Source organism: Stenotrophomonas sp. STEN054, from assembly GCF_056854535.1.
This window is the reverse complement of the sequence record NZ_JBXFWG010000033.1, coordinates 18399-45230: the sequence shown is the minus strand read 5'-3', so window position 1 is coordinate 45230 and position 26832 is coordinate 18399. Positions and strand designations below refer to the sequence as shown.

Annotated in this window: 30 protein-coding genes, 4 tRNA genes and 1 riboswitch; of the genes, 23 read left to right on the top strand and 11 right to left on the bottom strand. The window is 67.2% G+C overall.

Annotated features, from left to right (window positions below):
• Window positions 1–31: 31 nt before the first annotated feature.
• The 7 genes from AC1VXD_RS13765 to AC1VXD_RS13735 all read left to right on the top strand — a co-directional run bounded on the left by AC1VXD_RS13765 (window position 32) and on the right by AC1VXD_RS13735 (window position 3126).
• Window positions 32–107 (top strand) — tRNA-Gly (locus AC1VXD_RS13765).
• 142 nt (window positions 108–249) lie between these two features.
• Window positions 250–325: transfer RNA gene (locus AC1VXD_RS13760), tRNA-Gly, on the top strand.
• A 65-nt stretch (window positions 326–390) separates the two neighbouring features.
• Window positions 391–464: transfer RNA gene (locus tag AC1VXD_RS13755), tRNA-Cys, on the top strand.
• Between the two features lie 121 nt (window positions 465–585).
• Window positions 586–1152: a DUF998 domain-containing protein gene (locus tag AC1VXD_RS13750; protein ID WP_482992503.1), complete on the top strand. Its 567-nt coding sequence runs from the start codon at window positions 586–588 to the stop codon at window positions 1150–1152.
• Window positions 1153–1177: 25 nt separating this feature from the next.
• Window positions 1178–2119, top strand: coding sequence for an ADP-ribosylglycohydrolase family protein (locus AC1VXD_RS13745; RefSeq protein WP_482992502.1), 942 nt, complete (start codon window positions 1178–1180; stop codon window positions 2117–2119).
• A 44-nt stretch (window positions 2120–2163) separates the two neighbouring features.
• Entirely contained in the window at window positions 2164–2730 is a 567-nt protein-coding gene (locus AC1VXD_RS13740; protein WP_482992501.1) for a DUF4124 domain-containing protein, read from the top strand.
• Window positions 2731–2856: 126 nt separating this feature from the next.
• Window positions 2857–3126 (top strand): hypothetical protein, encoded by a 270-nt coding sequence (locus AC1VXD_RS13735; RefSeq protein ID WP_482992500.1) that lies wholly within the window; start codon window positions 2857–2859, stop codon window positions 3124–3126.
• Window positions 3127–3155: 29 nt separating this feature from the next.
• Here the strand turns inward: AC1VXD_RS13735 and AC1VXD_RS13730 are convergent, their stop codons facing one another.
• Complete coding sequence (locus AC1VXD_RS13730) at window positions 3156–3920, bottom strand: thioesterase family protein (RefSeq protein WP_482992499.1); 765 nt, start codon at window positions 3918–3920, stop codon at window positions 3156–3158.
• Between the two features lie 374 nt (window positions 3921–4294).
• Here AC1VXD_RS13730 and AC1VXD_RS13725 point away from each other — a divergent pair, with 374 nt between their 5' ends.
• Complete coding sequence (locus AC1VXD_RS13725) at window positions 4295–5128, top strand: AraC family transcriptional regulator (RefSeq protein WP_482992498.1); 834 nt, start codon at window positions 4295–4297, stop codon at window positions 5126–5128.
• Between the two features lie 4 nt (window positions 5129–5132).
• Here AC1VXD_RS13725 and crcB read toward each other — a convergent pair whose 3' ends face one another.
• A complete protein-coding gene (gene crcB, locus AC1VXD_RS13720) occupies window positions 5133–5525 on the bottom strand; it encodes a fluoride efflux transporter CrcB (RefSeq protein WP_482992497.1) in 393 nt (130 codons plus the stop codon).
• Between the two features lie 82 nt (window positions 5526–5607).
• A riboswitch (Fluoride riboswitch) is annotated at window positions 5608–5671 on the bottom strand.
• 38 nt (window positions 5672–5709) lie between these two features.
• Complete coding sequence (locus tag AC1VXD_RS13715) at window positions 5710–6150, bottom strand: helix-turn-helix domain-containing protein (protein WP_234456129.1); 441 nt, start codon at window positions 6148–6150, stop codon at window positions 5710–5712.
• 78 nt (window positions 6151–6228) lie between these two features.
• Here AC1VXD_RS13715 and AC1VXD_RS13710 point away from each other — a divergent pair, with 78 nt between their 5' ends.
• Both AC1VXD_RS13710 and AC1VXD_RS13705 read left to right on the top strand, forming a co-directional pair.
• On the top strand, window positions 6229–6438 hold the full coding sequence (locus AC1VXD_RS13710) for a helix-turn-helix domain-containing protein (protein ID WP_481561634.1): 210 nt from the start codon (window positions 6229–6231) through the stop codon (window positions 6436–6438).
• A 341-nt stretch (window positions 6439–6779) separates the two neighbouring features.
• Complete coding sequence (locus AC1VXD_RS13705) at window positions 6780–7019, top strand: hypothetical protein (protein ID WP_482992504.1); 240 nt, start codon at window positions 6780–6782, stop codon at window positions 7017–7019.
• A gap of 1 nt (window position 7020) precedes the next feature.
• Here AC1VXD_RS13705 and AC1VXD_RS13700 read toward each other — a convergent pair whose 3' ends face one another.
• Both AC1VXD_RS13700 and AC1VXD_RS13695 read right to left on the bottom strand, forming a co-directional pair.
• Complete coding sequence (locus AC1VXD_RS13700) at window positions 7021–8070, bottom strand: 4Fe-4S dicluster domain-containing protein (protein WP_482992496.1); 1050 nt, start codon at window positions 8068–8070, stop codon at window positions 7021–7023.
• Window positions 8067–8354, bottom strand: a complete 288-nt coding sequence (locus AC1VXD_RS13695; protein WP_482992495.1) for a hypothetical protein — start codon at window positions 8352–8354, stop codon at window positions 8067–8069. Before AC1VXD_RS13695 ends, AC1VXD_RS13700 begins: the two co-directional genes overlap by 4 nt.
• 181 nt (window positions 8355–8535) lie before the next feature.
• Between AC1VXD_RS13695 and AC1VXD_RS13690 the strand changes: the two genes are divergently transcribed.
• Both AC1VXD_RS13690 and hemN read left to right on the top strand, forming a co-directional pair.
• The gene (locus AC1VXD_RS13690) at window positions 8536–8976 is read left to right on the top strand and encodes a group III truncated hemoglobin (RefSeq protein WP_313148328.1); all 441 of its coding nucleotides are present in this window, start codon (window positions 8536–8538) and stop codon (window positions 8974–8976) included.
• A 44-nt stretch (window positions 8977–9020) separates the two neighbouring features.
• Entirely contained in the window at window positions 9021–10430 is a 1410-nt protein-coding gene (gene hemN / locus AC1VXD_RS13685) for an oxygen-independent coproporphyrinogen III oxidase (protein ID WP_482992494.1), read from the top strand.
• A gap of 13 nt (window positions 10431–10443) precedes the next feature.
• On the opposite strand, the gene AC1VXD_RS13680 is transcribed toward hemN, so the two are convergent.
• Window positions 10444–10530 (bottom strand) — tRNA-Leu (locus AC1VXD_RS13680).
• A 115-nt stretch (window positions 10531–10645) separates the two neighbouring features.
• Here AC1VXD_RS13680 and AC1VXD_RS13675 point away from each other — a divergent pair.
• The 5 genes from AC1VXD_RS13675 (at window position 10646) to AC1VXD_RS13655 (ending at window position 15792) form a co-directional block, all read left to right on the top strand.
• Window positions 10646–11674: a TraB/GumN family protein gene (locus AC1VXD_RS13675; RefSeq protein WP_482992493.1), complete on the top strand. Its 1029-nt coding sequence runs from the start codon at window positions 10646–10648 to the stop codon at window positions 11672–11674.
• 65 nt (window positions 11675–11739) lie between these two features.
• Window positions 11740–12186: a BLUF domain-containing protein gene (locus AC1VXD_RS13670; RefSeq protein WP_482992492.1), complete on the top strand. Its 447-nt coding sequence runs from the start codon at window positions 11740–11742 to the stop codon at window positions 12184–12186.
• A 109-nt stretch (window positions 12187–12295) separates the two neighbouring features.
• The gene (locus AC1VXD_RS13665) at window positions 12296–13582 is read left to right on the top strand and encodes a nucleotide sugar dehydrogenase (protein ID WP_482992491.1); all 1287 of its coding nucleotides are present in this window, start codon (window positions 12296–12298) and stop codon (window positions 13580–13582) included.
• Window positions 13583–13625: 43 nt separating this feature from the next.
• Window positions 13626–15248 carry an FMN-binding glutamate synthase family protein gene (locus AC1VXD_RS13660; protein WP_108768446.1) on the top strand — a complete coding sequence of 541 codons (1623 nt, stop codon included), beginning with the start codon at window positions 13626–13628 and terminating at the stop codon, window positions 15246–15248.
• A gap of 82 nt (window positions 15249–15330) precedes the next feature.
• On the top strand, window positions 15331–15792 hold the full coding sequence (locus tag AC1VXD_RS13655; RefSeq protein WP_482992490.1) for a GNAT family N-acetyltransferase: 462 nt from the start codon (window positions 15331–15333) through the stop codon (window positions 15790–15792).
• A gap of 95 nt (window positions 15793–15887) precedes the next feature.
• On the opposite strand, the gene AC1VXD_RS13650 is transcribed toward AC1VXD_RS13655, so the two are convergent.
• Window positions 15888–17135 (bottom strand): TIGR03862 family flavoprotein, encoded by a 1248-nt coding sequence (locus AC1VXD_RS13650; RefSeq protein WP_482992489.1) that lies wholly within the window; start codon window positions 17133–17135, stop codon window positions 15888–15890.
• Window positions 17122–17556 carry an FKBP-type peptidyl-prolyl cis-trans isomerase gene (locus tag AC1VXD_RS13645; RefSeq protein ID WP_482992488.1) on the bottom strand — a complete coding sequence of 145 codons (435 nt, stop codon included), beginning with the start codon at window positions 17554–17556 and terminating at the stop codon, window positions 17122–17124. The genes AC1VXD_RS13650 and AC1VXD_RS13645 overlap by 14 nt, the downstream gene beginning before the upstream one ends.
• 70 nt (window positions 17557–17626) lie before the next feature.
• Between AC1VXD_RS13645 and AC1VXD_RS13640 the strand changes: the two genes are divergently transcribed.
• The 4 genes from AC1VXD_RS13640 to AC1VXD_RS13625 all read left to right on the top strand — a co-directional run bounded on the left by AC1VXD_RS13640 (window position 17627) and on the right by AC1VXD_RS13625 (window position 20651).
• Complete coding sequence (locus AC1VXD_RS13640; protein WP_482992487.1) at window positions 17627–17992, top strand: DUF6164 family protein; 366 nt, start codon at window positions 17627–17629, stop codon at window positions 17990–17992.
• A gap of 112 nt (window positions 17993–18104) precedes the next feature.
• Window positions 18105–18872, top strand: a complete 768-nt coding sequence (locus AC1VXD_RS13635; RefSeq protein WP_482992486.1) for a sulfurtransferase — start codon at window positions 18105–18107, stop codon at window positions 18870–18872.
• 217 nt (window positions 18873–19089) lie between these two features.
• Window positions 19090–20085: an LLM class flavin-dependent oxidoreductase gene (locus AC1VXD_RS13630; RefSeq protein WP_482992485.1), complete on the top strand. Its 996-nt coding sequence runs from the start codon at window positions 19090–19092 to the stop codon at window positions 20083–20085.
• Between the two features lie 68 nt (window positions 20086–20153).
• Window positions 20154–20651 carry a pyridoxamine 5'-phosphate oxidase family protein gene (locus AC1VXD_RS13625; protein WP_116865336.1) on the top strand — a complete coding sequence of 166 codons (498 nt, stop codon included), beginning with the start codon at window positions 20154–20156 and terminating at the stop codon, window positions 20649–20651.
• A gap of 224 nt (window positions 20652–20875) precedes the next feature.
• Here AC1VXD_RS13625 and AC1VXD_RS13620 read toward each other — a convergent pair whose 3' ends face one another.
• Both AC1VXD_RS13620 and AC1VXD_RS13615 read right to left on the bottom strand, forming a co-directional pair.
• Window positions 20876–21547 (bottom strand): exopolysaccharide biosynthesis protein, encoded by a 672-nt coding sequence (locus AC1VXD_RS13620; RefSeq protein WP_482992484.1) that lies wholly within the window; start codon window positions 21545–21547, stop codon window positions 20876–20878.
• Entirely contained in the window at window positions 21531–22835 is a 1305-nt protein-coding gene (locus tag AC1VXD_RS13615) for a hemolysin family protein (RefSeq protein WP_079221422.1), read from the bottom strand. The genes AC1VXD_RS13620 and AC1VXD_RS13615 overlap by 17 nt, the downstream gene beginning before the upstream one ends.
• 292 nt (window positions 22836–23127) lie before the next feature.
• Here AC1VXD_RS13615 and AC1VXD_RS13610 point away from each other — a divergent pair, with 292 nt between their 5' ends.
• Complete coding sequence (locus AC1VXD_RS13610; RefSeq protein WP_079221423.1) at window positions 23128–23754, top strand: DUF47 domain-containing protein; 627 nt, start codon at window positions 23128–23130, stop codon at window positions 23752–23754.
• A 13-nt stretch (window positions 23755–23767) separates the two neighbouring features.
• Window positions 23768–24889 carry an inorganic phosphate transporter gene (locus AC1VXD_RS13605; protein ID WP_482992483.1) on the top strand — a complete coding sequence of 374 codons (1122 nt, stop codon included), beginning with the start codon at window positions 23768–23770 and terminating at the stop codon, window positions 24887–24889.
• A gap of 342 nt (window positions 24890–25231) precedes the next feature.
• Here the strand turns inward: AC1VXD_RS13605 and AC1VXD_RS13600 are convergent, their stop codons facing one another.
• Complete coding sequence (locus tag AC1VXD_RS13600; protein ID WP_482992482.1) at window positions 25232–26728, bottom strand: S10 family peptidase; 1497 nt, start codon at window positions 26726–26728, stop codon at window positions 25232–25234.
• Window positions 26729–26832: the final 104 nt, after the last annotated feature.

Sequence of the window (26832 nt, the reverse complement as noted above, 5' to 3'; positions counted from 1 at the left end):
GCGCTCCTTCGACGCAGGTCGAACGGAATCTGCGGGAATAGCTCAGTTGGTAGAGCGCAACCTTGCCAAGGTTGAGGTCGCGAGTTCGAGTCTCGTTTCCCGCTCCAGATTCTACAGGGCCCCGGTAGGGGCCTTGTTTTTCTCCCGCCTCGGCACGGTGGGGCACGTTGGGCCACAAGGCTTTGCGCGCAGTCAGAAAGGTGAAATCGCTGGTGTGCGTTCCGGATTTCCGGTACCATGGCGGCTTACGCGGGAATAGCTCAGTTGGTAGAGCGCAACCTTGCCAAGGTTGAGGTCGCGAGTTCGAGTCTCGTTTCCCGCTCCAGTTTCGACAGGCCCCATCGCGGGGTTTTGTCATGTCAGGGGCATCGTTCCTGGCTGCAGTACGTTGGCCTCATGGCAGAGTGGCTATGCACCGGATTGCAAATCCGTTTACAGCGGTTCGATTCCGCTTGAGGCCTCCAATTGAAAAGCCCTGACTCCGGTCGGGGCTTTTTCTTTGCGCGGCCCCCTGCCAAACCGCACTCCTCGCCAACAAGCACCCCTGCTAACGTCCGTCGTCACACTCAGGAAGAGGGGCAGGCAGTGCGCGCGTTGGCAGTCCGGCAGGCAATCTACCTTCCCCTCGGCGCGATGTTGGCCGCAATCGCGTTCGGCTTCACCGTTCCCGGCTACAGCCCGCTCTCGCAGCACCTCAGCGAGATGGGCCTGATGCCCGGCCTGCCTGCAAACGTGTTGACCGCCTGCGTCGCGGTCAATGCCGCGGCCATCATCATCTTCAGCCTTGCGTTGCTGAGCTGGGGCGGCCGCTTCGCACTCACTGTGCTCACCTCCACGCTGTTCGGCGTGGCCATGCTCAGCAACGCGGTGTTCACCACTGGCAGCCCGCTGCACGGCATGTACTCCATCGGCATCTTTTCCATCCTGACGCCGCTGTTGTTCCTGGTTGAACTCGGTGCTGATGCGGCCAGGCGTATTGCTTGGGTGGCGCGCGCCACGTCCCTGCTGGGGATGGCCTATCTGTGGTTGATGCTGTCGGGCCTCGATCCGCCGCCCTGGCACGGGCTGACCCAGCGCATCGCGCTGTTGCCGGCATTTGGCTGGTATACGTTCGCCGCGCTGGAACTGCGACGGGTGTCCGGCAACAGCTGATGGTGTGTCTGGTTACACTCAAGGCATGAACCAGATCGACAACTTCCGCGGCGCACTGCTCGGACTGGCCTGCGGCGATGCCGTCGGCACCACGGTGGAATTCAAGCCGCGCGGCAGCTTCACCCCGCTCACCGACATGGTCGGCGGTGGCCCGTTCAATCTGAAGCTGGGGCAGTGGACCGACGATACCTCGATGGCGATGTGCCTTGCCGAAAGTCTCGTGCGTTGCGATGAATTTGACCCGCGCGACCAGATGACCCGCTATGCCAACTGGTATCGCAACGGTTACTGGAGCGCGACCGGCGAGTGCTTCGACATCGGCATGGCCACGCGCGCGGCCATCGACCAGTTCCTGCTCAGTGGCGAGCCGTTGTCGGGAAACGAAGACCCGCGCAGTGCGGGCAACGGTTCGATCATGCGCCTGGCCCCAGTGGTGCTGCGCTATGCAGGAACGCGGGAACTGCCGGCGATGGCCGAGCTGAGTTCGCGCACCACCCATGCCACGCGCGAATGCCTGGATGCATGCCGCTTGCTGGCGGCCGCGATCGAGCGCGCGCTGGACGGCGAATCGAAGCAGGCCGTGCTGGATCTGCGCGACATCCCGGTGCAGGGCGAACGCCTGCAGCAGATCGCCGCCGGGCAGTACCAGCAGGCAAGCCGTGAGCAGATCCGCGGCAGTGGCTATGTGGTGGACAGTCTGGAGGCGGCGTTCTGGTGCTTCCACCGGCACGACACCTTCGCCGCTGCGGTGCTGGAAGCGGCCAACCTGGGCGACGATGCCGATACCACGGCGGCGGTGCTCGGCCAGTTGGCCGGTGCCTTCCACGGTGCGGTCGGCATCCCCGCGCATTGGCTGCAGGTGCTGGCCATGCGTGCGGAAATCCAGGTGCTGGCAGACGCGTTGTGTGAACGGAACCGGGTTGCACGGGCTGGCGGGGGCTTTGCCGTTGCCAGGGAACCGTCGTAGCGTATGAGGAAGCGGGCCGACTCGGCCACGGACAGGAGGTCTGGATGAACGCGAAATTCGGGATGGGCCTGGTGCTGTTGTTGCTGGCACCGGTGGCGTCGGCGCAGGTTTACAAGTGCAAGGGCGCGTCGGGTGAAACTGTCTATTCGCAGGACCCGTGCGGCGCCGGCAGCGAGCCGATGAAGCTGCGCTCGAACCGCGCCGCCTCCGAGAGCGCTGGCGAAGCGTCCAATCGCGCGGCCGTGTATCGCAACACCGGTATGAGCGACGCAGGCATCGCCGAGCGCAACTGCCTGCAGGGGGAACAGACGCGCATCTATGGCCCGCTTGAAGCGCGTACGCAGTCTGTCAACCGACAGATCGCCGAACTGGACCGACAGCTGGCAGCTGCCCACAGCGCACCTGCGGAGGCCAGCAGACCACTGTCCAATGCCACGCTCGAGTCGGGCATCCGTGCGCAGATGTCCAGCCTGCAGCAGTCGCTGAGTTCTGAACGCGTTGCCGCCGACGCGCAGATGTCCACGGCGCGCGAGCGCTGCGCGTCCGCCCGCCGCGAGCAGGAAGGGCGCGTGCAGCAGCAGTACGCCGCGCCGGCGTCCAACGCGTACTGAACCAGCACCGGGCCAATCTCAAACCGGGGCGACATTGCAAGGGGGTATCGTCAAGCATCGGCACTCGGGAGCAGCAATGGCACGCAGGGACATGCAAGACCGCATGCAGCACGCGGCAGGCCAGCGATGAGCAGATCCACTGCGGATGTGCGCTGGCTGACATTCCGGCTCAAGAACGGTCAGTCGATCGGGCCGGATCAACTGAAGGACGGCTGGGTGATCGCGGCCGAAACGCGCCATTGCGGCGTGCGCCGTGAGAGCATCGAAGGCTCGGGCGTGGTCTACGCGCTGTATGGGCCCTCCGATCTGCCATCACCGCGCCGCGCAGAAATGCGCATGCGCGATTTCCTGATGCGCTCGGGTTACACCTTCACCATGGGCACGCTGGGCGGCTGACGCCACCCCTTGCAACTGCGCGGCTGCGCTCAGGGGCGCACGGTCAGCACCTGGCCGATGCTGCCGATCGGGCCACGTTCGTCGTGCAGCACCGTACTGGTCAGGCCGATGCCTTCGCTGCCGAACGACACCGAGGTGTCGAAGCCCAACCAGTCTCCCTGCGGCGTGCCGAACAGGTGCACGGTCAGGTCCAGGTTCGGGAACGCGATGTCCTTGGGATCGGCGCGCACGGCCATGCCGTTGGACAGGTCGAACAGGGTGGCTGCGCGGGCCAGCGGACTCACCGTCTCGCCGTCCAGCAGCGCCTGCCTCGCGCGTGCCCAGTAGGTCGCACGACCGGGGCCGTAGTCATCGCGGCGGATCTGCACGTTCTCGATGAAGCCGCCCGGCCACACCGTCGCCGGGTTCCATTCGGGCATGGTCTCGGCTGCGGCAATGCGCGCCAGCGGGGTACCGGCAATCGCTGCGGTATCGTTCGGGCGCATCAGCCACGCACGCACGCGCAGGGCGGCGCGATCCTGGTGGCTGAGGGTGGCTTCCACCAGTTCGATGGTGCGGCCGCCGCGCAGTACCTGCACGTGTGCGTCCATCGCTTCGATCGGAATGGTGCCGAGAATATCGTAGGACAGGCGGCCGATCAGGAAGCCGTGGCCGCGCGCGACGGCGTCGCGTTCCAGGTGATGCGCGAGCAATCCCATCGCCGGGGCGATGTGCTGCTCGTTGGTGTTCCAGGCGCCGCCCACGTGTGCGGTCGGCAGGTAGCGGGTGTCGCTCAGTCGTTTGAAGAAGGCCATGGGCTCACAGGGCAGTGGAATGAAGTGCGCGACGCGGAGTGCGGCGTGCCTCATCGTAGCGCTGCGACCGCCGACTCACGTGCATGGAGGCCTTGACCTACAGCGGCAGTCTTCAGTGCAGCCCTGCTGCGCAGCGTGCTGGCCCCGCATCTGCAGGCGTTGCTGCGGGCCGAGGTGTCGGTGGTGCTCGATTTCCCGTCCAACGCACTGGCCAGGCCGGCGACGCGGAATTCGAGCAGATCACCCGTCACTTCGTTGCGCCAACGCCGGGAGAGGGGCTCAGGGTGGTCCGCCATGCCGCCAACGGCATGGTGCAGGCAGATTCGATACGATAGGTCGCATCAGCCATCACATGCTTGATCCGGAGTCCTGCCATGGTCGACCGCCTCGCCACCCTTCTGGAACGTTTTGCGGTCAACGCCTCGGTGTTCCATGCCGGCGCGCTGTGCGGCATCAACAGCCTGCCGGGCGAGGATGAGGCAGGCCAGCTGCACCTGGTGCGGCGCGGGCCGGTGCAGGTCAGCCATGGCCAGCAGACCGTGCAGGTCGATGTGCCCAGCCTGCTGCTGTACCCGCGGCCGATGCCGCACCGCTTCAGTACCGACCCGCGGCACGGTGCCGACATGGCCTGCGCGAACCTGCATTTCGAAGGCGGCCGGCTCAATCCGATCAGCGCAGCGTTGCCCGATTTCATCTGCATGCCGCTGACGGATCTGCAGGGCGGCAGCGCCGCGCTGGATCTGCTGTTCGAGGAGGCTTTCGAGCAGCGCTGCGGGCGCACGGTGATGGTCAACCGCCTGTTCGAAGTAGTGATGATCCAGGTGCTGCGGCAGTTGATGGAAGCCGGGCAGATGCGCGGCGGCCTGTTTGCCGGGCTCGGCCACCCGCGCCTGCGCCTGGCCCTGGTGGCCGTGCACGAGGCGCCGGCGCAGGCCTGGACGCTGGAGGACCTGGCCGAAACGGCCGGCATGTCGCGCAGCGTATTCGCCGCCAGTTTCCGTGAGGCGATGGGGATCACGCCGGGCCAGTACCTGCAGGGCTGGCGCGTCAGCCTGGCCCAGCAGGCGCTGCGCCAGGGGCGGCCATTGAAGCGGATTGCCGACGACGTCGGTTACGGCAGCGAAGCCGCATTGTCGCGTGCGTTCAAGGCACACACCGGGCAGTCGCCGCGGCAGTGGCGCGAACAGGATCGCGCCAGCGCCGCCTGAGCGTTCAGCCCAGCGCGAGTCGGGCCAGCTTCATGCCGCCGAACAGACCGGCCAGGCCAAGTGCAACCGAGCCGCCGGCATACAGCGCCGCCAGCCCGTGCTGGCCGCGCTGTAGCAGCAGGCCGATTTCCAGCGAATAGGTGGAGAAGGTGGTGTAGCCACCGAGGATGCCCGTGGTCAGCAGCAGCCGCAGCTGCGGCGAGGCGCCATTGCGCAGGGCGAAGGCCTCCACCACCACGCCCATCAGAAGTGCGCCGCTGATGTTGATGAGGAAGGTCGACCAGGGCCACGGGCTGCCGACGGCGACGCGCGCGCCGAGCAGGTTGCAGGCGTGGCGCAGGCACGCGCCCGCGCCGCCTCCCAGGAAGACCAGGACATAGTTGTTCAGTGTTTGCATCGTTTGCCTCGAGTGCTTGTTCGCAGGATCGACGGCGTATGCAATGGCGGGCACGGCCTGCCATCGACGAACGCCGGGTTCGTCAACAACAGGAGCCATCAGCCATCTCAGGCGGTTATCGGGGGAGCCCCATCCCCATCACGCGCCATGCTACCAGCGCGACGCGGCGCTGGGCGTAAATCTGTCAGGGCAGGGCGGTGGCGACCACGCGGGCGACCTTGCTGCGGCTGATGCCCTCGCGCAGCAGATCGTTGGCCATCAATCCCAGCGATGCCTGCCGGCGGAAACCAACATCAAGCCCGCGCCGGTCGAGGATGTTGGCTACCAGCTCATAGGCGGTTTCCCAGACATCCAGATAGGCCTCGCTGGGCAGGTACATATAGGCGCTGCCGCGTTCGCCGACCGCGCCATCGACCGGACCAAACAGCAGTTCGCGCGGATCCATCTTCACTGCATCGGCGATGCGGAAGAGCTGCTCGGCTTTTACGTGGTCGGCCTTGACGTTGTCGTTGAGCCAGTTGCTGACGGTGGCGGTGGTGCTTTGCGCAGCGCGGGCCAGGTCGGCCGGGCGGGGGTGCCCGGCATCCTTCATGGCGGCGGCGAGTCGTTGTCCAAGAGTATTCATCTATGCAAGCCAGCTTAACGCGTGGATTCAAAAGAATCCTTGCCACCAGAATAAGTCTGATGACGAAAGAGATCGAAAATGGACGAAATCTGGTGCAAGCGTCAGGTGCGCAACCGGCTGGGCCTGGAGACCGACGCCGAGCTGGCCAGGCTCTTTGGAATCAGCCGATCCGCTGTCTCGCAATGGCCCCGCGACTTTCCGATTCCGCCGCTGCGGCGCTACATGCTGCAGCAGCGCTATCCCAGTCTGTTCCCTGCGGAAAAGAGCGATCAGGTAGAAACCATCTAAGTAACGACTGAAACTGTCGCGGTTAGCGTGGTTATCCCACTTTGTTAAGTGCGCTTATCGCCATAGTTGAATTCGATTGAAACAGGCGCGGCAGGGGCGCTGCGGAACGCGTGTCAGGCGAGGGTGTCGGCTTTGGCGCGGCGGCGGGGCAGGGCGACCCTGCTACTCAGATCATGAACGATTAATAATTTCAATCACAAAAGTCGCACTCTGTAATTGACCTGTCGTGAAAATTATGACTAATTGGCATCAGCCGGTTGTGAACGCCGGGCCTCTTTCAGTACCACGCACGTAGATCGGTTGACCGTCAACGAATGCAGGACAAGTCCAACGGAGGTCGTATGGAATACGGCATGCATGGCTTGGCTGAACGGGTACGCCGCGAACTGGAAGCCAGTTATCACAAACACGGATGCGGTCCGGCGTTCTGGGATACCTACCAGCAGGTGCTTGATCGCCTGGTTCCGCAGGGAACCGAGCGTACCGAAGTGACCAACGATCTGGCGCTGATCATCGAGCAGCTCGGCATCGTCCGCCGTGCCCAGCTGGTGCCGCCGGACGGCAATAGCCGCCCGCGTTGAATCAGCACAGGCACCAGGCGCCGCACGCCAGCAGGGCCGCCAGCAGGGATGCCAGCACGGTGGTGCGTGTGCGCCACCAGCGCGGCGCCTGCCCGGCCATTGCCTGCGGGCTGCAGTAGCGCACCAGTCCCGGGCCGAAGCCGGCGCGGTGCTGCTGCTGCGCGCACGCTTCCAGGCAGGAGCCGCAGGCCAGGCAATCGGCCTGGGGCCCATGGCGGATGTCCAGCTGCATCGGACAGGCCGTCACGCAGGCCGCGCAGTCGGTGCAATCCCCCAGTCGGTCCGCACTGAAGGTGGGCATCGGTCCCGCCAGCAGCGGATGGGCGGCACGGAACACGTAGTCCTGTGCAGTGACCGGGTCGAGCAGGCCACGGCCGCGCGCCTGCACGCCGCCCAGTGCGGTGGGTCGGCCGCCACGGGGTTCGCCGCGCCGCGCGTCATACAGCATGCGCGGGGTATGCGGATCGGTCAGCAGCGGCTGCAGTCGTGCGAACGGGCACAGCGAACGGCACACCTGTTCGCGCAGGAAGCCGGCATTGCCGTAGGTGGCCCCCGCATAGAACAGCACCCAGAACACTTTCCATCCGCTCCAGCCGCTTGCGGAGGGCAGGCCGAACAGGCCGTGGATGGGGCTGAACAGGCCGACGAAGGTGATGCCGGTCCACAGCGAGAGCAGCACCCAGCACAGTCGGGTCGCGACCGTGGCCGCGCGGGGGGGGAGTCCTTGCGCCAGCGTGCGGGCGATGCCGTCGAAGGCGCGCATCCACAGGGTCTGCGGACAGGCGTGGCCGCACCAGATCCGGCCGGCCAGGTGGGTCAGCAGGGCCAGGCCCACGGCAAGCACCGCCAGCAGGCCCAGCAGCATGCCGATGTCATCCGGCCACAGCGTCCAGCCGAACAGATCGAAGCGGCGCGCGGCGAGATCGAGCAGCAGCGCCTGGCGTCCATCCCAGCGCAGCCAGGGCAGCACGTAGAACAGCGCCAGCAGCGTGGCACTGAGGGCGCCACGCCAGCGCCAGGGGCGCGGCAGGGAGGGGGGGGCGCAGCTCATCCCAGTGGCAGCTCATCGTCGTCGCCATCGCCGATCGGGCGCAGCAGGTAGCCGGTCACTGCACTGGACAGCGCGGTGACCGCCCAGAACATGAAGAAGCCCGCGGTGTAGCCCAGTTCACGGCTGATCGTGATGCCCGGGAAACTGATCGCCTGCAGCCGCAAGGGATCGACGAAGGCGAAGAACACCACGCTGGCCAGGCCGGCGGCGATGAAGCTGGGCCAGAGGACCGCGCCCCAGTGCTGGATCAGCTGCTGGCGGCGGCCGGAAGACGATGTGTTCATGCTGTCCCAGGTCTGAGGAAGAGGGCGGCGCGTATACTTCGCGGTTGTCGGCGCAGCATCCGCAGGGCATGCGTCCTGCAAGCGCGTCAGCCTAGGCGGGCCTGTCCGCGCAGACATTGATCTGGATCAACAGCGGCAGCCGCCGCCTTCGGCACACTGCCGATCCGTACTGGGTAACCCGATGAACGCACCCTCCCCGACCGAACTTCCCGTCGCCTCGCTGGCGCTGTGCAGCGAAGAGGAAGTGACCCGTCTGGTCCACGATTTCTACGCACGGGTGCGCGAGGAGGAACGGCTGGGGCCGGTGTTCAACGGGCATGTCCATGACTGGCCCTCACACCTGGCCCAGCTGGTCGATTTCTGGTCGGCCATGCTGCGCGGGACCCGCCGCTTCAGCGGTTCGCCGATGTCCAAGCACATGGCCATCGACCTGGACAAGGATCTGTTCGACCGCTGGCTGGTGCTGTTCCACAGGACCACGGCCGAGTGCGGCAACCCGCCGATGCAGGCGCTGGCCGACGACGTGGCCAAGCGCATCGCCGAGACCTTCTGGCGCCGCTACCAGATGCTGCGCTGGCCGCAGGTGGGCCTGCCGGTGCTGGGCGTCCGCGGCCAGGATTGATCCAGGTCAAGGCGGGGGCACCGCGCCGGCGCGATGCTGGCGCCATGGACACGTTCTCTCCCGCTGCTGGTGGCCTGGCCTGGACCTTCGACCCTGATCTGCTGCGCCGGCATGACCGGCCGGGGCCGCGCTACACCTCCTATCCGACCGCGCCGCATTTCCACGATGGCTTCGACGCGCCGGCCCTGCGCCAGGCGATCGCCGACAGCAACCAGACGGCGCGCGCGCTGTCGCTGTATGTGCACGTGCCTTTCTGCTCCAGCCCGTGCTTCTACTGCGGCTGCAACCGGGTGATCACCCGCGATCGCGGCCGTGGCCACAGCTACGTGGCGCGGGTACTGGCCGAGGCGGACCTGCTGGCGCCGCAGTTCGATGACGGACGCGAAGTGATCCAGCTGCACCTGGGTGGCGGCACGCCCAATTTCCTCGATGCCGAGGCCATGACCACGCTGGTGGAAGGGCTGCGTCGCCGTTTCGATTTCAGTGACTCGTCACAGCGCGATTTCTCCATCGAACTGGACCCGCGTTTCGTCGATGCCGGCGACGTGGCGATGCTGGCGCGCCTGGGCTTCAACCGCGCCAGCCTCGGCGTGCAGGATTTCGACCCGCAGGTGCAGGAATCGATCAACCGCGTGCAGGGCGTGCGGCAGACGCTGGACATCCTGCGCGCCTGCCGTGACAGCGGCATGCGCTCGGTCAACGTCGACCTGATCTACGGCCTGCCCGGGCAGAGCCTGGAAGGCTTCGGACACACACTGGAGCTGGTGCTGGCGCTGCGCCCGGACCGCCTGGCGGTGTATGGCTACGCGCATCTGCCGCACCTGTTCCGCGCACAGCGGCAGATCGACGAGAGCCGGCTGCCCTCGCCGGAAGACAAGCTGGCCCTGCTGGGGCTTGCGGTCGAACGCCTGTCCGCAGCGGGCTACCAGTACATCGGCATGGACCATTTCGCGCTGCCCGAGGAGGACCTGTCGCGCGCGCAGCGTGCCGGTCAGCTGCACCGTAATTTCATGGGCTACACCACTCACGCCGACACCGACCTGCTGGGCCTGGGGGTCAGTGCCATCAGCCACGTGGGCGCCACCTACAGCCAGAACCCGCGCGATCTGCCCTCGTGGGAAACGGCGGTGGACCAGGGCCAGCTACCGGTCTGGCGCGGGGTCGCGCTCAGCGAGGACGACCAGCTGCGCGCCGAGCTGATCCAGCAGCTGATGTGCCAGGGCGAGGTGGATGGGCATGCCCTGGGCCAGCGCCACGGGGTGCGGTTCGAGGAGTACTTCGCGCAGGATCTGCAGGCCGTGCAGCGGCTGCAGCGTGATGGCCTGGCCGAGTACAGCGATGGGGTGGTGCGCGCCAGTGCGCCGGGGCGGCCGCTGCTGCGGCTGCTGGCGATGTGCTTCGATCCGTATCTGCGCGTTGCGCAGGAACAGCCGCGGTATTCGCGGGCGATCTGAGGCGTGTTGCGCGTGGTGCCCGGAGCCGGAATCGAACCGGCATGGGGTTGCCCCCGGCGGATTTTAAGTCCGATGCGTCTACCAGTTTCGCCATCCGGGCCTGCAGCGCGCGCCGATTGTAACGGAATCGCTGCCCGCGCCGGCGGATAACGCGGCTTTTACGCAGCCGGCTGCGGCGCTGGTTACAGTCCGCCCACTCTCCCGGGAATGGCGACATGCGCGGATGTGGCAGGCAGTGGATGCAGTGTGGGCTGGTGCTGGCCGTGTGGCTGGCCGCAGGGGTCGTGTCGGCGCGGCCGGCACCACCGCCCGCAGGGCCTGACGCGGTGGTCGATCTGGATACCGTGCAGGTCACCGGTGAACAGCCGGGTCCGGGACTGTGGAAAGTGACCGGCCCGCAAGGGCATGTGCTGTGGATCCTCGGTACGGTATCGCCGCTGCCGGCGCGCGTGGAATGGCGGTCGGATGAAGTCGAACGCACCATCGCCGGGGTCGATCATGTGCTGGGCGACCCTGGTTTTGGATTAGACGCCAAGATCGGCTTCTTCAAGGGCCTGACCCTGTTGCCGCTGGCGAAGAAGACCGCGCGTGACCCGCAGGGGCGCACGCTGGACCAGCTGCTGCCGGCGCCGACCTATGCGCGCTGGCTGGGCCTGAAACAGACCTACCTCGGCAATGATCGCAGCGTTGAGAAGGAGCGCCCGCTGGTGGCCTCCGGCCGGTTGTACCAGGCCTTCCTCAAGCGCAATGGCCTGCGCGACAGCAAGCAGGTCAAGGACGCACTGAAGCGCGTCTACAAGGCGCACGATCTGCAGCCGGAAGACGTGCAGGTGAAGCTGAAGATCGACGACATCCGTGGCGCGCTGAAGGAACTGCAGGCCTCGGAAGTGGATGACCGCGCGTGCTTCGAGCGCACGCTCGACACGGTGGAGTTCCAGGCGCCGGTGCTGCGCGAGCGCGCCAATGCCTGGGCGCTGGGTGATGTCGCCGCGTTGAAGCGCCTGTCTTCCTCGACGATGGCGCAGAGTTGCCGAGAAATGCTTCAGGACTCGGCGTTCGTGCGCCGCCGTGGCTGGAGCAACCTGCCGCAGCAGGTGCGCGCGCGCTGGTTGCAGGCGGCCGATGCCGCGCTGGCCAGACATGCCGGCACGTTTGCAACGGTGCCGGTCAGCCAGCTGCTGGGCGAAGGCTACCTGGAAGAACTGGCGCAGCGCGGCTACCTGATCGAGGCGCCGCCGGAATAGCCAGCGCTTGAAGTCCCCGTGCTTCCTGTCATATTTCCCTTTATCAGGGAAGGGGAGGGGTGGAGATGGCGCTGCATGCGTTTGCCTACGTCAGCACGGCCCGGGAAGGGCTGGAGGTGTCTGACATCGATGCGCTGCTGGCCGACGCGACCACCTTCAACCGCATGGCCGGCGTCACCGGTGTGCTGACGTTCGATGGCACCCGCTTCCTGCAGTACATCGAAGGGCCGCGCGATGGCGTTGCATTGGTGCATGCGCGCATCTTCAATGCGCGCCGTCACGGCGGCGTCAGCGAATTGGCTGCAGGTGCGCTGCAGTCGCGCTGGTTCCCGCGCTGGACCATGGCCAACCGTATGATCGATGCGGCCACGCTGGACAGCATCGTGGCCGCGCCGTGGACGGGCTTCGACAACGCGCCGCCGTCGAGCAACCACGGTTTCGCGTTGCTGCTGGAGGCCTGGACCGGCGGCCACGGCGAACTGGAACCGGCCGCGGTCAGCCTGGGCTCCTGAGCCCGGCGTAGCCTGTCGCCGCCGCGGCGGTTAACCTTGCGGCCATGCTTGCCTTCACCGCGGACACCCGGATGACCCAGACCCTGTCGCTGCCCACGGGGCATCGCCCATGAGCGCGCCCATCGGCGCCGCACAGCAGCCGCTGCCGGCCGTGGTCGGGCTGGGCTATGTCGGCCTGCCGCTGGCGGTGGCATTCGGCCGCCACATTCCCACGCTGGGTTACGACATCGACGCGGTACGCATCGCCGAGCTGGGCACCGGCCAGGACCACACGCTGGAGATGGAGCCGGAGGAGCTGGCCGCGGCCGTGCAGCTGCGCTACAGCAGCGACCCTGCGCAGCTCGACGCCTGCAACGTCTACATCGTCACCGTGCCCACGCCGATCGATGCGTACGAGCAGCCGGACCTGGAGCCACTGCGCTCGGCCACGCGCCTGGTGGCCAGCCATCTGCGCGCCGGCGACCTGGTCATCTACGAATCCACGGTCTACCCGGGCACCACCGAGGAAGTCTGTGTGCCGCTGCTGGAAGAGGGGTCGGGACTGCGCTTCAACGAGGATTTCTACTGCGGCTACAGCCCCGAGCGGGTCAGTCCGGGTGATCGCCAGCGGCGCCTGGCCGACATCCGCAAGATCACCTCCGGGTCGACCCCGGCGGTCGCGTCGGTGGTCGACGGCCTGTATCAGCGCATCATCGCTGCCGGCACCTTCCCAGCGCCGTCGATGCGCGTGGCTGAAGCGGCCAAGGTGGTGGAGAACATCCAGCGTGACGTCAACATCGCCCTGGTCAACGAGCTGGCGCTGATCTTCGACCGGCTCGGCATCGACACCCAGGATGTGCTGGACGCTGCGGGCAGCAAGTGGAATTTCCTGCCGTTCCGGCCCGGTCTGGTCGGCGGCCACTGCATCGGCGTGGACCCGTATTATCTGCTGCACAAGTCTGAGAGCGTTGGCTTCCACCCGGACCTGATCCACACCGCGCGGCAGGTCAACAACCGTGTCGGCGAACACGTCGCCACCCGCGTGCTGGCGATGCTGGCCGAGCGCGGTCGTGCGGCAGCGCAGTCGCGCATCCTGGTGCTGGGCGTGACCTTCAAGGAGGACTGCCCGGACCTGCGCAACAGCCGCGCGCTGGAACTGGCCCAGCGCCTGCAGTCGGCCGGCGCACAGGTGCAGGTGAGCGACCCGTGGGTGGGGCCGGCGGCCCTCGCTGACGCCAACGTGCACTGGATCGCCGAGCCGCAGGCCGGGCAGTACGACGCGGTGGTGCTGGCGGTGGCCCATGCCAGCTTCAAGGCGTTGGATGAAGATGGAATCCGCGCGCTGCTGGCGCCGGGCGGGCTGGTCTACGACGTGAAGTCGGCCTGGCCGCGCCGCGTGGTCGACGACCGCCTGTAGACACCCGCACGGTAGACTGTGGCGGTTGCAACCGAGGAACGCCATGCATCGGTATATCGTCTACCTGCTCGCCATCCTGCTGTTTCCCCTGTGCCTGTGGTTGGCCACGATCTGGCCGGCCTGGTATTGGGGCGTCGGCCTGACCGCCGCGATGGTGGCACTGGGCACCTGGGACCTGCTGCAGAAACGCAGCACCCTGCGCCGCAACTATCCGGTGATGGCGCACTTCCGCTACGGGCTGGAGTCCATCGGCCCGGAAATCCGCCAGTACTTCGTGCAGAGCGACCTGGAGGACGTGCCGTTCTCGCGCCAGCAGCGTGCGCTGATCTACCAGCGCGCCAAGAACGAGATGGACACGGTGCCCTTCGGTACCCTGCGCAGCACCTACGCGGTGGACTATGAGTGGATCAATCATTCGCTGGCACCGACCACCATTGCCGCGCATGATTTCCGCGTGCTGATCGGTCCCACCTGTGCCAAACCCTATTCGGCCAGCGTGTTCAACATCTCGGCGATGAGCTTCGGCTCGCTGTCCGCCAACGCGATCCGCGCACTGAACGACGGCGCGCGTCGCGGCGGTTTCTACCACGACACCGGTGAGGGCTCGATTTCGCCGTACCACCGCGAGATGGGCGGCGACCTGGTCTGGGAAATCGGCTCGGGCTATTTCGGCTGCCGCGACGAGAAGGGCGGTTTCAGCGAGGAGCGCTTCATTGCCAATGCAACCCACGATCAGGTCAAGATGATCGAGATCAAGCTGTCACAGGGTGCCAAGCCGGGCCACGGTGGCGTGCTGCCGGCGCCGAAGGTGACTGCCGAGATCTCCGCCACCCGTGGCGTGCCGATGGGCGTGGACTGCGTGTCACCGTCGCGCCATTCGGCGTTCTCCACGCCGGTGGAACTGCTGCAGTTCGTGGCCCGCCTGCGGGAGCTGTCCGGTGGCAAGCCTGTGGGCTTCAAGCTGGCCATCGGCCACCCGTGGGAGTGGTTCGGCATTGCCAAGGCCATGCAGGAGACCGGCCTGCTGCCCGATTTCATCGTGGTCGATGGTGCGGAAGGTGGCACCGGTGCGGCCCCGGCCGAATTCGTCGACCACGTGGGCGTGCCGATGCACGAAGCGCTGCTGCTGGTGCACAACACCCTGGTCGGCCTGGACCTGCGCGAGCGCATCCGCATCGGTGCGGCCGGCAAGATCACCAGTGCCTTCGAGATCGCCCGCACCATCGCGCTCGGCGCGGACTGGTGCAATGCCGGTCGTGGTTTCATGTTCGCGCTGGGCTGCATCCAGTCGCTCAGCTGCCATACCGACAAGTGCCCCACCGGCATCGCCACCCAGAACCCGGCGCGCTGGAAGCATCTGGACGCACCGGACAAGGCCACGCGCGTGCACAGCTACCACGAGCACACCCTGCATGCGCTGAAGGAACTGCTGTGCGCGGCCGGTCTGAACGACCCGGCCGAGCTGGGGCCGGAGCACATCCTGCGTCGTGTTTCGCCGGTCGAAATTCGTTCGCTGGCCTCGCTGTACCGCTACCTCGAACCGGGCGAGCTGCTGCACAAGGTGCCGGACCACGCGGTGTTCCATTCGTTCTGGGCCGAAGCGCGCAGCGATTCGTTCCAGCCGCCGCCGCGCATCCAGGCGTTGCGCGCGAGCAAGTCGCGGTAACGTGTTGTTGTAGAGCCGAGCCAATGCTCGGCTGCCCTTCGGTCCGGCATTGCGAGTTGGAGCGAAGATCCCAGGAGGCACCATGCAGTTCAGGACCGGCACCGCCGATGACGTGGCCACGTTGTGGGCCCTGCGTACGCGCTGCGTACGCGAAACCTGCAGCAGTCATTACCCGCCCGAGGTGATCGCGCCGTGGTCAGCCTCGCCGCCTCCGGCGCAGTACGAACGCCTGCTGGCGCAGGGCGGTTGCGTGGTAGCCGAGGACGGGCAGGGCACCCTGCTGGGCTTTGGGGTGTTCGATGCCGCCGGCAACGAGGTCGATGCGCTGTTCGTCGATCCGGACAAGGGCGGGCAGGGCATCGGCCAGGCTCTCATGCAGCGCCTGCTGGCACTGGCCGATCCGGCGCGTGAGGTGGTGCTGTCGGCCTCGCTCAACGCCGTGCCGTTCTATCAACGGCAGGGCTTCATCGCCGGGGTCGAGGAAGCCTACCCGCATCCCAGCGGAGTGGCCTTGGCCTCGGTGCGCATGCACCGGAACGCGTAGAGCCGAGCCCATGCCCGGCTGCCGTTGATCGAGCCGAGCATCGGCTCGGCTCTACACATGCAGCCGAGCATGGGCTCGGCGCTATAAAACCCGGGTCAGCGCCCCGCCAGCCACGCGATGGCACCCTCGGCCGCACGCAGCCCGCTCGCGTAGCACGCGGTCAGCAGGTAACCGCCGGTCGGCGCTTCCCAGTCCAGCATCTCGCCAGCACAGAACACGCCGGGCAGGGCGCGCACCATCAGGCGATCATCGAGCGCCTGCAGGCGCACGCCACCGGCGGTGCTGATCACTTCGGCCATCGGCCGCGGGCGCAGCAGGCGCAGCGGCAGGCGCTTCAGCGTCGCGACCACAGCACTCAGGTCGTTGCCGGCGTTCTTGCCCAGGATCTCGAACACCAGCGCGGTCTTCACCGCATCCAGTCCCGCCTGGCGGCGCAGGTGTTCGCCGAAGCTGCGGCCCTTGCGCGGGCGCGACAGGTCGGCCAGCAGGCGCGCTTGATCGCGGCCCGGCACCAGGTCCAGCCACAGGATGGCGTAGCCATCGCGGTTGAGGGTCTCGCGCAGATCGGCGGCCAGCGCGTAGACCAGGCTGCCTTCGATGCCGTACTCGCTGGCCACGCATTCGCCCTGCAGCGAGTGCGGCTGGCCGTGGATGTCGATCCAGTGCGCGACTACCGGCTTCAGCGGTGCGCCGGCATTGCGCTGTGCGAAGAACGGGGTCCAGTCCACGTCGAAGCCGCAGTTGGCCGACTGCAGCGGGGCGATGTCCACGCCGCGCGCCTGCAGCGGCGCGACCCATGCACCATCGCTGCCCAGCTGCGGCCAGCTGCCGCCGCCCAGGGCCAGCACGGTGGCATCAGCATGCACCTCAAGCGGGCCGTCTCCGGTGCTGAAGCACAGCGCGCCGTCCTCGTTCCATCCGGTCCAGCGATGGTTGGCATGCAGGCGCATGCCCTGTTCCTTCAGGCGGCGCACCCAGCCACGCAGCAGCGGCGCCGCCTTGCGGTCGACCGGGAACACGCGGCCGGAGCTGCCCACATAGGTTTCCACACCGAAGCCGGCGGCCCAGTCACGCAGCGCCTGGGCGTCGAAGCCATCCAGCCACTGGCCGACGGCAGCGGACTGTTCGCGGTAGCGGCTGTCGAACAACGGACGCGGGTCGGAATGGGTCAGGTTGAGCCCACCCTTGCCGGCGATCAGGAACTTGCGGCCGGGTGAACCCTTGGCCTCGTACAGGTCCACGTCCAGCCCGGCCGCGCGCAGGCGTTCGGCGGCGAACAGGCCGGCCGGTCCACCGCCGATGACGGCGACCCGGCGCGGTGCAGCGGCATTACGGTTTGACATCGAGCAGCTCGACATCGAACACCAGCGAGGAACCGGCCGGGATCGGGCCGATGCCGCGGTCGCCATAGCCATAGGCCGGAGGAATCATCAGGGTGCGCTTGCCGCCCGCCTTCATGCCGGCCACGCCCTCATCCCAGCCGCGGATGACCTGGCCGGCGCCGAGCGTGAAGGTGAAGGGCTCGCCGCGGCCGACCGAGCTGTCGAAGGTCTTGCCATGCTTGCTTTCGGTGCGCTGGTCGTAGATCCAGCCGGTGTAGTGCACCGAGACTTTCTGGCCGGGGACGGCTTCGGCGCCGGTGCCGACCTGGGTGTCGATGCGCTCGAAAGTGGTCAGGGTGCCACCCGGGGGCGGGCCGGCCGGTTCGCGGGCACAGCCGGCGGCGACAAGGGACAGCAGCAGGGGGAGCAGCAGGCGGCGCATCGGGCGTCTCCGGGATGGGTGGTGTCGGGGGCGGCAAGGGTAGCGCATCGGTGCCGGGTATCATGGTCGCATGGCCAAACTCCTGCTCAATCTCCGCAACGTCGGTGACGACGAATACGCCGACGTCTGCACGCTGCTGGACCAGCACGGCATCGCCTGGTACCGCACCGAACCCAGCCCGTGGGGCATTTCCAACGGCGGCCTGTGGCTGAGCGAGGATGCCGACCAGCCGCGGGCGAAGGCGCTGATGGCCGAGTACCAGGCGGCGCGCGGGGTGCGGGTGCGTGCCGAGCGCGAGCAGGCGCTGCGCGAGGGCACGGCCGAGACGTTCGGCAGCCTGCTGCGGCGCAGGCCGGTGTTCGTGGCGCTGGTGCTGCTGGGCATGGTGGTGGCGGCGGCGCTGGTGCTGCTGCCGTTCGTGCTGTTGCGGGGCTGAGCCCCCGTGGTGGTGCCGGCCGCTGGCCGGCAAGGGGTCGGATGCCTCCGCCGTGCGGAGGGCTCTGACCCCTGAATCTGCCTGTGCGGGCGCGAGGCGCTAAAATGGCGGGATGATCGCCAATACCGCTGCCTACCACTTCGCCGTCATCGACGCCCCCCAGGTCCTGTGCGACCAGCTGCTGGCGCGTGCCGAGGCCGCGGAGCTGCGCGGAACCATCCTGGTGGCGGGCGAGGGCCTGAACCTGTTCCTGGCCGGTGCACCGGAGGCGATCGAGGGTTTCTACGCCGCCCTGCATGCCGATGCGCGTTTTGCCGACGTGCGGGTCAAGACCAGCTTCAGCGAGCACCAGCCGTTCGCGCGCCTGAAGGCCAAGGTCAAGGGCGAGATCATCAGCTTCCGCCGTGATGACGGCCAGCCGCTGGAGTACCCGCGCGCGCCGGCCGTGGACCCGGCCACCGTGCAGCGCTGGCTGCGCCAGGGCCACGACGATGCCGGCAAACCGGTGGTGATGCTCGATACGCGCAATCTGCAGGAAGTGGAGTACGGCACGTTCAAGGACGCGCTGGTGCTGCCCATCCACAAGTTCACCGACCTGCCCGAGGCACTGGCGCCGCACCGCGAGGCGCTGAAGGGCAGCACCGTGGTCAGCTTCTGCACCGGTGGAATCCGCTGCGAGAAGGCGGCGCTGTGGATGGTCAACGACGGTATGGACAACGTGCTGCAGCTCGACGGCGGCATCCTTGGTTACTTCGAGGAAGTGGGCGGCGAGGGCTACCAGGGCCGCTGCTTCGTGTTCGATGAGCGCGTGGCGCTGGATGCGGCGCTGCAGCCGATGGTCGACGAACCGCTGGCCGCGCCGCGCTCCAGCGCGTTCTGACCGCGCGACTCTGTAGAGCCGAGCCCATGCTCGGCTGCCGTTGAGCGGTGAAAAGTAGAGCCGAGCCCATGCTCGGCTGCCTTTCGTGGTCCAACAGCAGCCGAGCATCGGCTCGGCTCTACACCCGCCCCGCAGGAATCAGCATCCTGCCACCGTCACTGGCCGTGGCCCCGTCCCGACCCCATGCAAGGGGACATCTTGTGACGGAGTACGCCTGATGATCCCGTTGTCGATCCTCGACCTGGCCCCGGTCTGCGAGGGCAGCGATACCACCGCCGCCTTTGCCAACATGCTGGAACTGGCCCAGCACGCCGATGCGCTGGGCTACCGCCGCTATTGGCTGGCCGAACACCACAACATGCCCGGCATCGCCAGCGCGGCCACCGCCGTGCTGATCGGCCACGTGGCCGGCGGCACCAAGCGCATCCGCGTCGGCTCCGGCGGCATCATGCTGCCCAACCACGCGCCGCTGCAGGTGGCCGAGCAGTTCGGCACGCTGGCGTCGCTGTACCCGGACCGCATCGACCTCGGCCTGGGCCGTGCGCCCGGCAGCGACCAGCCCACCGCGCGCGCCCTGCGCCGCTACTTCGACAGCGCCGACCAGTTCCCGCAGGACGTGCGCGAGCTGCTGCACTACTTTGAGCCGGTGCAGCCCGGCCAGGCCGTGCAGGCCGTGCCCGGTGGTGGCCTGCGGGTGCCAACCTGGATCCTTGGTTCCAGCCTGTTCGGTGCGCGCATGGCCGCCTCCATGGGCCTGCCGTATGCGTTTGCCTCGCACTTCGCGCCCGATGCGATGGATGAAGCGCTGGCCGTCTATCGCCGCGAATTCCGCCCCTCGGCCATGCTCAAGCAGCCGCACGCGATGCTGGCGCTGAATGTCGTGGCCAGTGACAGCGAAGCCGAGTCGCGCCGGCTGTTCACCAGCCAGCAGCAGAGCTTCGTCAATCTGCGCCGCGGTCGCCCGGGCCGCATTCCGGCCCCGATCGACGACATCGAGACCTTCTGGGAACCGCACGAAAAGCTGGGCGTGGAGCGTGCGCTGGCCTGCACCGTGCTGGGGGATCCGCAGCAGGTGGCCGAGGGCATCGCTGCCTTCGTCGATCGCCACAAGCCCGACGAATTGATGCTGACCGCCAACCTGTACGACCACCGCGCGCGCCTGCGCTCGTTCGAGCTGGCCATGCAGGCCTGGCACGCCCGCCACGCGGGCTGAACATCGGCATCACGGCGCATTGCAGCCGCACCGGGTCTGATGGGGCTCCTGCAACCGGAGCCCCCACCATGGCCGATTCCCGCGCCGAACACATTGCCCAGCTGGCCGAACTGATCAAGGACGTGGAGGTGGCGATGTTCACCACCGTCGGCGTCGACGGCCGCCTGTACAGCCGCCCGCTGGGCACCCAGCAGGTCGCCTTCGATGGCGACCTCTGGTTCGCCACCGCTGCCGACAGCCCGAAGGTGGCCGAGATCGCGCTCAATCCGCGGGTCAACGTGGCCTATGCCTCGCCATCGAAGAACACGTACGTGTCGGTGGCCGGACGTGCGCGCATCGTCGATGACCGGGCGAAGATCGAAGAGCTGTGGTCGCCGCCGATGAAGCTGTTCTTCCCGGGCGGCAAGGATGACCCGAACCTGCGGCTGATCCACGTGCGCGCCGATTCGGCGGAGTACTGGGATGGCCCTGGCACGCTGCTGGGCAAGGCGCTGAGCTTCGTGCTGTCGGCGGTGCAGGACGAGCCGGCACAGCTGGGCGATAACGGGTTCATTGACCTGCGGTGAGCAATTCCGCCGGGCATGGCCCGGCGCTGCCGCGGCTTCATCCAGGCATGGCGTGGATCTACTGCTTACGCATTGGTCTACGCCGCCCGCGCGATATCCGCATCGGTCCATGTCGCCCGCGCGATCCAGTAGGTCCACGCCATGCGTGGATGATCATGTCATCCGCGGAGGGTAGTGCCGGCCAGCGGCCGGCTCTGCCAGGGCGTTGAAATGGATGCCAGCACTCAGAACCAGCGCTGGAACAGCTCCACCGTATAGCCCACCAGCTGCCCGGAACTGAAGCCGAAGAAGGCGATCGCCACCAGCCCGGCAACCCAGTTGAACAGCATCAACGTCCCATCGCGTTCCAGCAGCGCCAGCGCGAACAGCAGCAGCTGGAAGCCGAACAGGAAGTTGGTGAACGGGATCGGCAGCGACAGCAGCACGCCCAGCAGCACCAGCAGCAGGCCGGTGAACGCATGCGCCGGCAGCGGGATCAGCAGCTGCGGCATGCGCGGCGACAGCATCCGGTCCAACCGCCGCAGCGGACGGTCGATGCGATCCAGGAAGCTGTGCATGGTGCCGCGCTTCGGCCCGCGGCGGGCAATGAAACCGGGCAGCCACGGCTTGCGCCGGCAGAACAGCATCTGCAGCCCGATCAGCGCCACCAGCGGCCCGCTGACCGCGCCGCCCATGCCCGGGATCGGAATGAAGGCGGGCAGTATGGCCACGAACAGGAATACGCCGAAGGCGCTCTGCTGCAGGTCCTTCAGGATCTGCCCGAGCGGCATGTGCTCGGCCGGGTCGCCCGAAGCGAACATCGCCAGCAGGGTGCGGATGCCCTCGTTGCGGTAGGTCGGGCGCCGCTCGCCCGATCCGGCGTGCGGCGCCTGGTTGGACTCAGGCGGTGAGCTCATCGGCCTGCTCGTCGGACAGGGTGCGCAGCAGCAGCTTGTCCACGCGCGCGCCATCCAGGTCGACCACCTCGAAGCGCCAGCCGGCCCAGTCGAAGTATTCGCCCGCGTGCGGGATGCGGCCGAAGTAATGGATGCACATGCCGGCCAGCGTGTAGTAGTCGCCGTCTTCGGCGTCGGGCAGCTCGTTGCTGCCGATCAGTTCGCGCAGGTCCTCGATCGGCAGCGAGCCGTCCACCAGCAGCGAGCCGTCTTCGCGGGTCACCACCAGGGCATCTTCGTCGGCGTTTTCCACCGCCTGCAGGCGGCCGACCACCGCGCCCATCAGGTCGCTGATGGTCACCAGTCCCTGGATTTCGCCGTACTCGTCCACCACCAGCGCCATCGACTGCTGTTCCTCGCGGAAGATCTCCAGCAGCTTCATCGCGTGGGTCGATTCGGAAACGTACAGCGGCTCGCGCAGGGTCTGGAACAGCGCGTTGTCACCACGCGCCATGCGCGTGGCCAGCGACTTCAGCTCCAGGATGCCGACCACGTCCATGTCGTTGTCGCGCAGCACCGGGTACCGCGAGAACTCGTGCTCGGCCATGATTTCCAGGTTGCGCTCCAGCCCCGCCTGGGTGTCCAGCCAGGCGATGCGATTACGCGGGGTCATCAGGCTGTCGGCGGTGCGGTCGCCCAGGCGCATGACACGGTTCATCATGTCGCGCTCATGGGTGTCGATCACGCCGGCCTCGTGGCTCTCGGCCACCAGCATGCGGATCTCTTCTTCGGTCACCTGGGCGGCCTCGTCCTGGCCCAGGCCCATCACCTTCAGCATCAGCTGGGTGGTCTTGGACAGCAACCAGACGAAGGGCAGGGCCAGCTTGGCCAGCCAGCTCATCGGCATGGCCACCAGGCCGGCGATGGCCTCCGACCGGGTCAGGGCCAGGCGCTTGGGCACCAGCTCGCCGAAGATCAGGGTGATGAAGGTGATCAGGCTGACGGCCAGCACCGTGCCGATCTTGCCGGCATAGGCAAAGCCGGGCATCAGCCCCTCGATCCAGCCGCCGAAGGCTTCGCCCAGCGCCTCACCGCCCAGATAGCCGGTCAGGACACCGATGACGGTAATGCCGATCTGGACGGTGGACAGGAAGCTTTCGGGCTTCTCGGAGAGCTCCAGCGCCTTGGCTGCGCGCTTGGAGGTGGCCGCCATCTGCTTCAGGCGGCTCTTGCGCGAGGTCATGACCGACATCTCGGACATGGCAAAGAAGCCGTTCAGAAGAACAAGCGCGAAGACAATCAGGATCATTTCAAACACGGGCATCGTCCCCGGTTGGTGGCAGGGAGGGCGGGTGCTTGCAGTGGCGGCAGGCGCTCAGGAACGGGGTCCGGCGCGGCGCAGGGGGGTTAGGGTCGTCGTCCATAAGGTGCGCCCGGGGGCGCGCTGGCATCTTAGCAAAGGCCCGTGGCAGGGTGGCAACTACCTGTTCAGGTTGGGGGGAGTCACCCCCTCTTGGCGGGCGGGGATACCCGGAATGGTCATCTAGCCGTCATAATTCGTCCTGGTGCCGTCCTTCCCGCGACGGCTGACAGGTTTCTCAATGTTCTCTCTGCAGACCATTTTCGGTTCCGGCAAACAGTTCTACACCCTGCTCGATGAGGCCGCCGTCGCGGCCAATGACGCTGCCAAGGCGCTGCATTCGATGCTGCGCGAGGCCGATCGCCAGCCGGCGCTGGACGCCTTCAAGCTGGCCCGCCTGCGCGAGCGCGCGGCCTCGGACAAGATCAGCCAGGCGCTGGTGGACAGCTTCATGACCCCGATCGAGCGCGAGGACATCGAAGCGCTGGGCTCGGCCCTGTACAAGATTCCGAAGCAGATCGAGAAGTTCGCCGATCGCTATTCGCTGGCCACGACCCACCTGGAGCACATCGACTTCGCGCCGCGCGCGGCGATGTTGGAACAGGCCGCCGGCGTGGTGGTGGAGATGGTGGCCGACCTGCGCCACATGAACCTGGACCGCATGACCGCGCTGAACGAGAAGCTGCGCTCGCTGGAGAACGAGGCCGACCGCCTGATGCTCGAGCTGTACCGTGACATCTACTCGGGCCGCCTCGACAACCTGCAGATGTTCCTGCTGAAGGAATTCTTCGAGATCCTGGAAAAGGCCATCGACCGCTGCCGCGAGGCTGGCGTCGTGGCGTACCAGATCGTGTTGAAGAACAGCTGACGGACGCCGCCGCATGTTGACCCTTGTCCTGGTGGTGATCCTGGCCGCGCTCGTCTTCGAGTTCATCAACGGCTTCCACGACACTGCCAATTCCATTGCCACCGTGGTGGCGACCAAAGTGCTCTCGCCCGGCTGGGCGGTGATGCTGGCGGCGGGCATGAACCTGCTCGGTGCGCTCACCGGCACCGCGGTCGCGCTCACCATCGCCTCGGGCCTGCTCAACACCAACGTCGTGGACGTCACCCCGCAGGTGATCCTCTGCGCGCTGCTGGGCGGCATCATCTGGAACCTGATCACCTGGTGGAAGGGCCTGCCGTCCTCCTCCTCGCACGCGCTGATCGGTGGCCTGTGCGGTGCCGGCCTGGCCGCGGCCCACAACAACTGGGACGCGCTGATCTGGTCCGAGCGCCTGGGCAGCTGGGCACAGAACAAGGGCCTGCTGTGGAAGGTGTTCGTGCCGATGATCACCTCGCCGATCGCCGGCTTCCTGCTCGGCATCCTGGTGATGGTGCTGCTGTGGGCGATCATCGCCGGCCTGGCCAAGATCGGCGGCGCCATCGGCCGCCTGGCGCGCCCGCGCATCGTCAATGCCTTCTTCGGCAAGGCGCAGATCGCCTCGGCGGCCTACATGGGCTTCGCCCACGGCCACAACGACGCGCAGAAGACCATGGGCATCATCGCGATGACCCTGATCGGTGCCGAAGCCACCGGCGCGTTGAACGACCTGCCGTCGTGGCTGGCCTTCATGCACCCGGACGCGCACGCCGGTGACGGCATCGCGATGTGGATCGTGCTGACCTGTGCGGTGGTGATGGCCGCCGGTACCGCCTCGGGCGGCTGGAAGATCATCAAGACCCTGGGCCACAAGATGGTCAAGCTGCACCCGATCCACGGCTTCGCCGCGGAGACCAGCTCGGCCACGATCCTGACCCTGGCGGCCCACTTCGGCATGCCGGTCTCGACCACTCACAGCATCTCCACCGCCATCATGGGCGTGGGCTTCGCCAAGAACCCGCGCTCGCTGAGGTTCGGCGTGATCGAGCGCATCGTCTGGGCCTGGATCCTGACCATTCCCGCCGCCGGCGGCTGTGCGTACCTGATCCTGAAGCTGTTCGAGCTGTTCGGCTGGACCTGAGGCCAGCAGCCCGATAAACGAAAAAGCCCGCCGGCATCCGGCGGGCTTTTTTCATGGGCAGATCATTTTTCCGTACCCACCGTGCCGACCAACGGTCGGCACCCACCAACAGCAACAAGTTCCAACAGCGCCAGGAACCTGTCAGCGGCGGGGTGGTGTGGACAGGCGGGGGCGCAGAGCGCCATGGATGGCGCTCTACGAGGCACGCAGGAGCAGTTTTTGCCGTCCCCCGCCTGTCCACCTCACCTCGCCAGCCCACGGAAAACTGGCTTTTGACGTTGAAGTTGCCGTTGCCGTGGCGGTCAGCGGGTGCCGGGCCGCAGGCCCGGCCACCACCACCCATCAATTGCGCTGGAACAGCGCCTGCACATCCTTCCGGAACGCCGCCTGGCTGTCCGCCCGGCTGTAGAACATGTGCCCACCCGGATAGCTGCGCACCTGCACCCGATCCGGGTTGCTGCCCATCGTCGGCATCTGGTCCACCGTCAGGATCGACCCCATGAACGGGCACGACAGGTCGTTCCAGCCATGCACGATCAGCACCTGCAGGTGCGGGTCGATCGCCACTGCCTGGCGCAGCTGGGTCACCGCCCCCTGGCGCAGCTCGCCACCGCGGTCCCACAGCCGGTTCACGTCGTAGTTCAGCGCCTGGTACCGCGCATCGACCTTCCAGCCGACCACGCGGGTGACGAAGTCGACCATCGCCGTGGTCGTCGGCGCGATGATGCTGTCCAGCAGCGGATCATTGGCACGCTGTTCCGGATCGTTCGGGAACGGATCGAACGCGGTCACGTTGGAATCGTAGCGGCTGCCCAGCGTGCCCTTGTCGCGGAACACCTCGCGCAGGTAGGCCTGGGTTTCCAGGCGGCCACCGGCGCGGCGCACGAACTGCGGGTCCAGCCCGGTCATCTCGGTCACCCGGCGCAGCATCGCCTCGGTTGCCTGCGGATCGCTGCGTCCCTTCATCAGCGCGGTCGCGTAGTCGCCACGTGTGTACTCGACCACCTCGCGCATCGCCGCGTCGGTCAGCTTGCCCTGGCGCTCCAGGTGCGCCGCCGCGATCGACGGCAGCGTCTGCATCCACGCCATCGGCGAGACGTCGGCGTTGTCTTCCAGGGTCGGGCTCAGGTACGGCGACACCAGCACCAGGCCGTTCATCGCCACGCCCAGGCGCGTCTGCAGGTAGTGGGTGATGCGCGGGCCGCGGTAGCCGCCGTAGCTTTCACCGGTCAGGTACTTGCGCGCGCCCATGCGCTGGTTGCGCAGCAGCCAGTCGTAGATCGAGCGCGACAGGTACTCGATGTCGGCGCTGGGGTTGTACAGCTGCTTCTTCGCCTCGTCATCGCCAATGCGGGCGCGGCTGAAGCCGGTGCCGACCGGATCGATGAACACCAGGTCGGTGAAGTCCAGCCACGTGCCGGGATTGTCGTGCAGGGTGGCCGGTGCCGAGGCGCTGTCGCCTTCCGAACCGAAGGTGACCACCTTGGGCCCGATCGCGCCCATGTTGAGGTAGACCGACGATGCGCCGGGGCCGCCATTTAGGGCGAAGGTCACAGGCCGGTCCTTGCCGGGCAGGGTGTAGGCGGTGAACACCACATCGGCGATCACCTTGCCCTTGTCATCGCGCACCGGCAGGGTGCCGACGGTGGCGGTGTAGTCGAGGGTGCGGCCGGCCAGGCGGATGCTCTGGCGGGCGGAGGCATCGGCCGGCAGCGCGGGCGCTTCGGTCGGGTCGCCCTTGGCGTCGGACTTGGATTCGGCGGCCGACGCAGTGACGGCGCAGGCGGGGGCAAAGAGCAGGCCGACGCAGAGCGCGGTGATGTGCAGCAGGGACTTCATGGCACCAGGACGGTATCGGAAGAGGGCCCTGATGCTAGGCCGCTGCCGCGCGTGCCGGATGTGTCCAAAGGCATGGCCGCGGCGGATCGCCGGTTGCAGCCAGA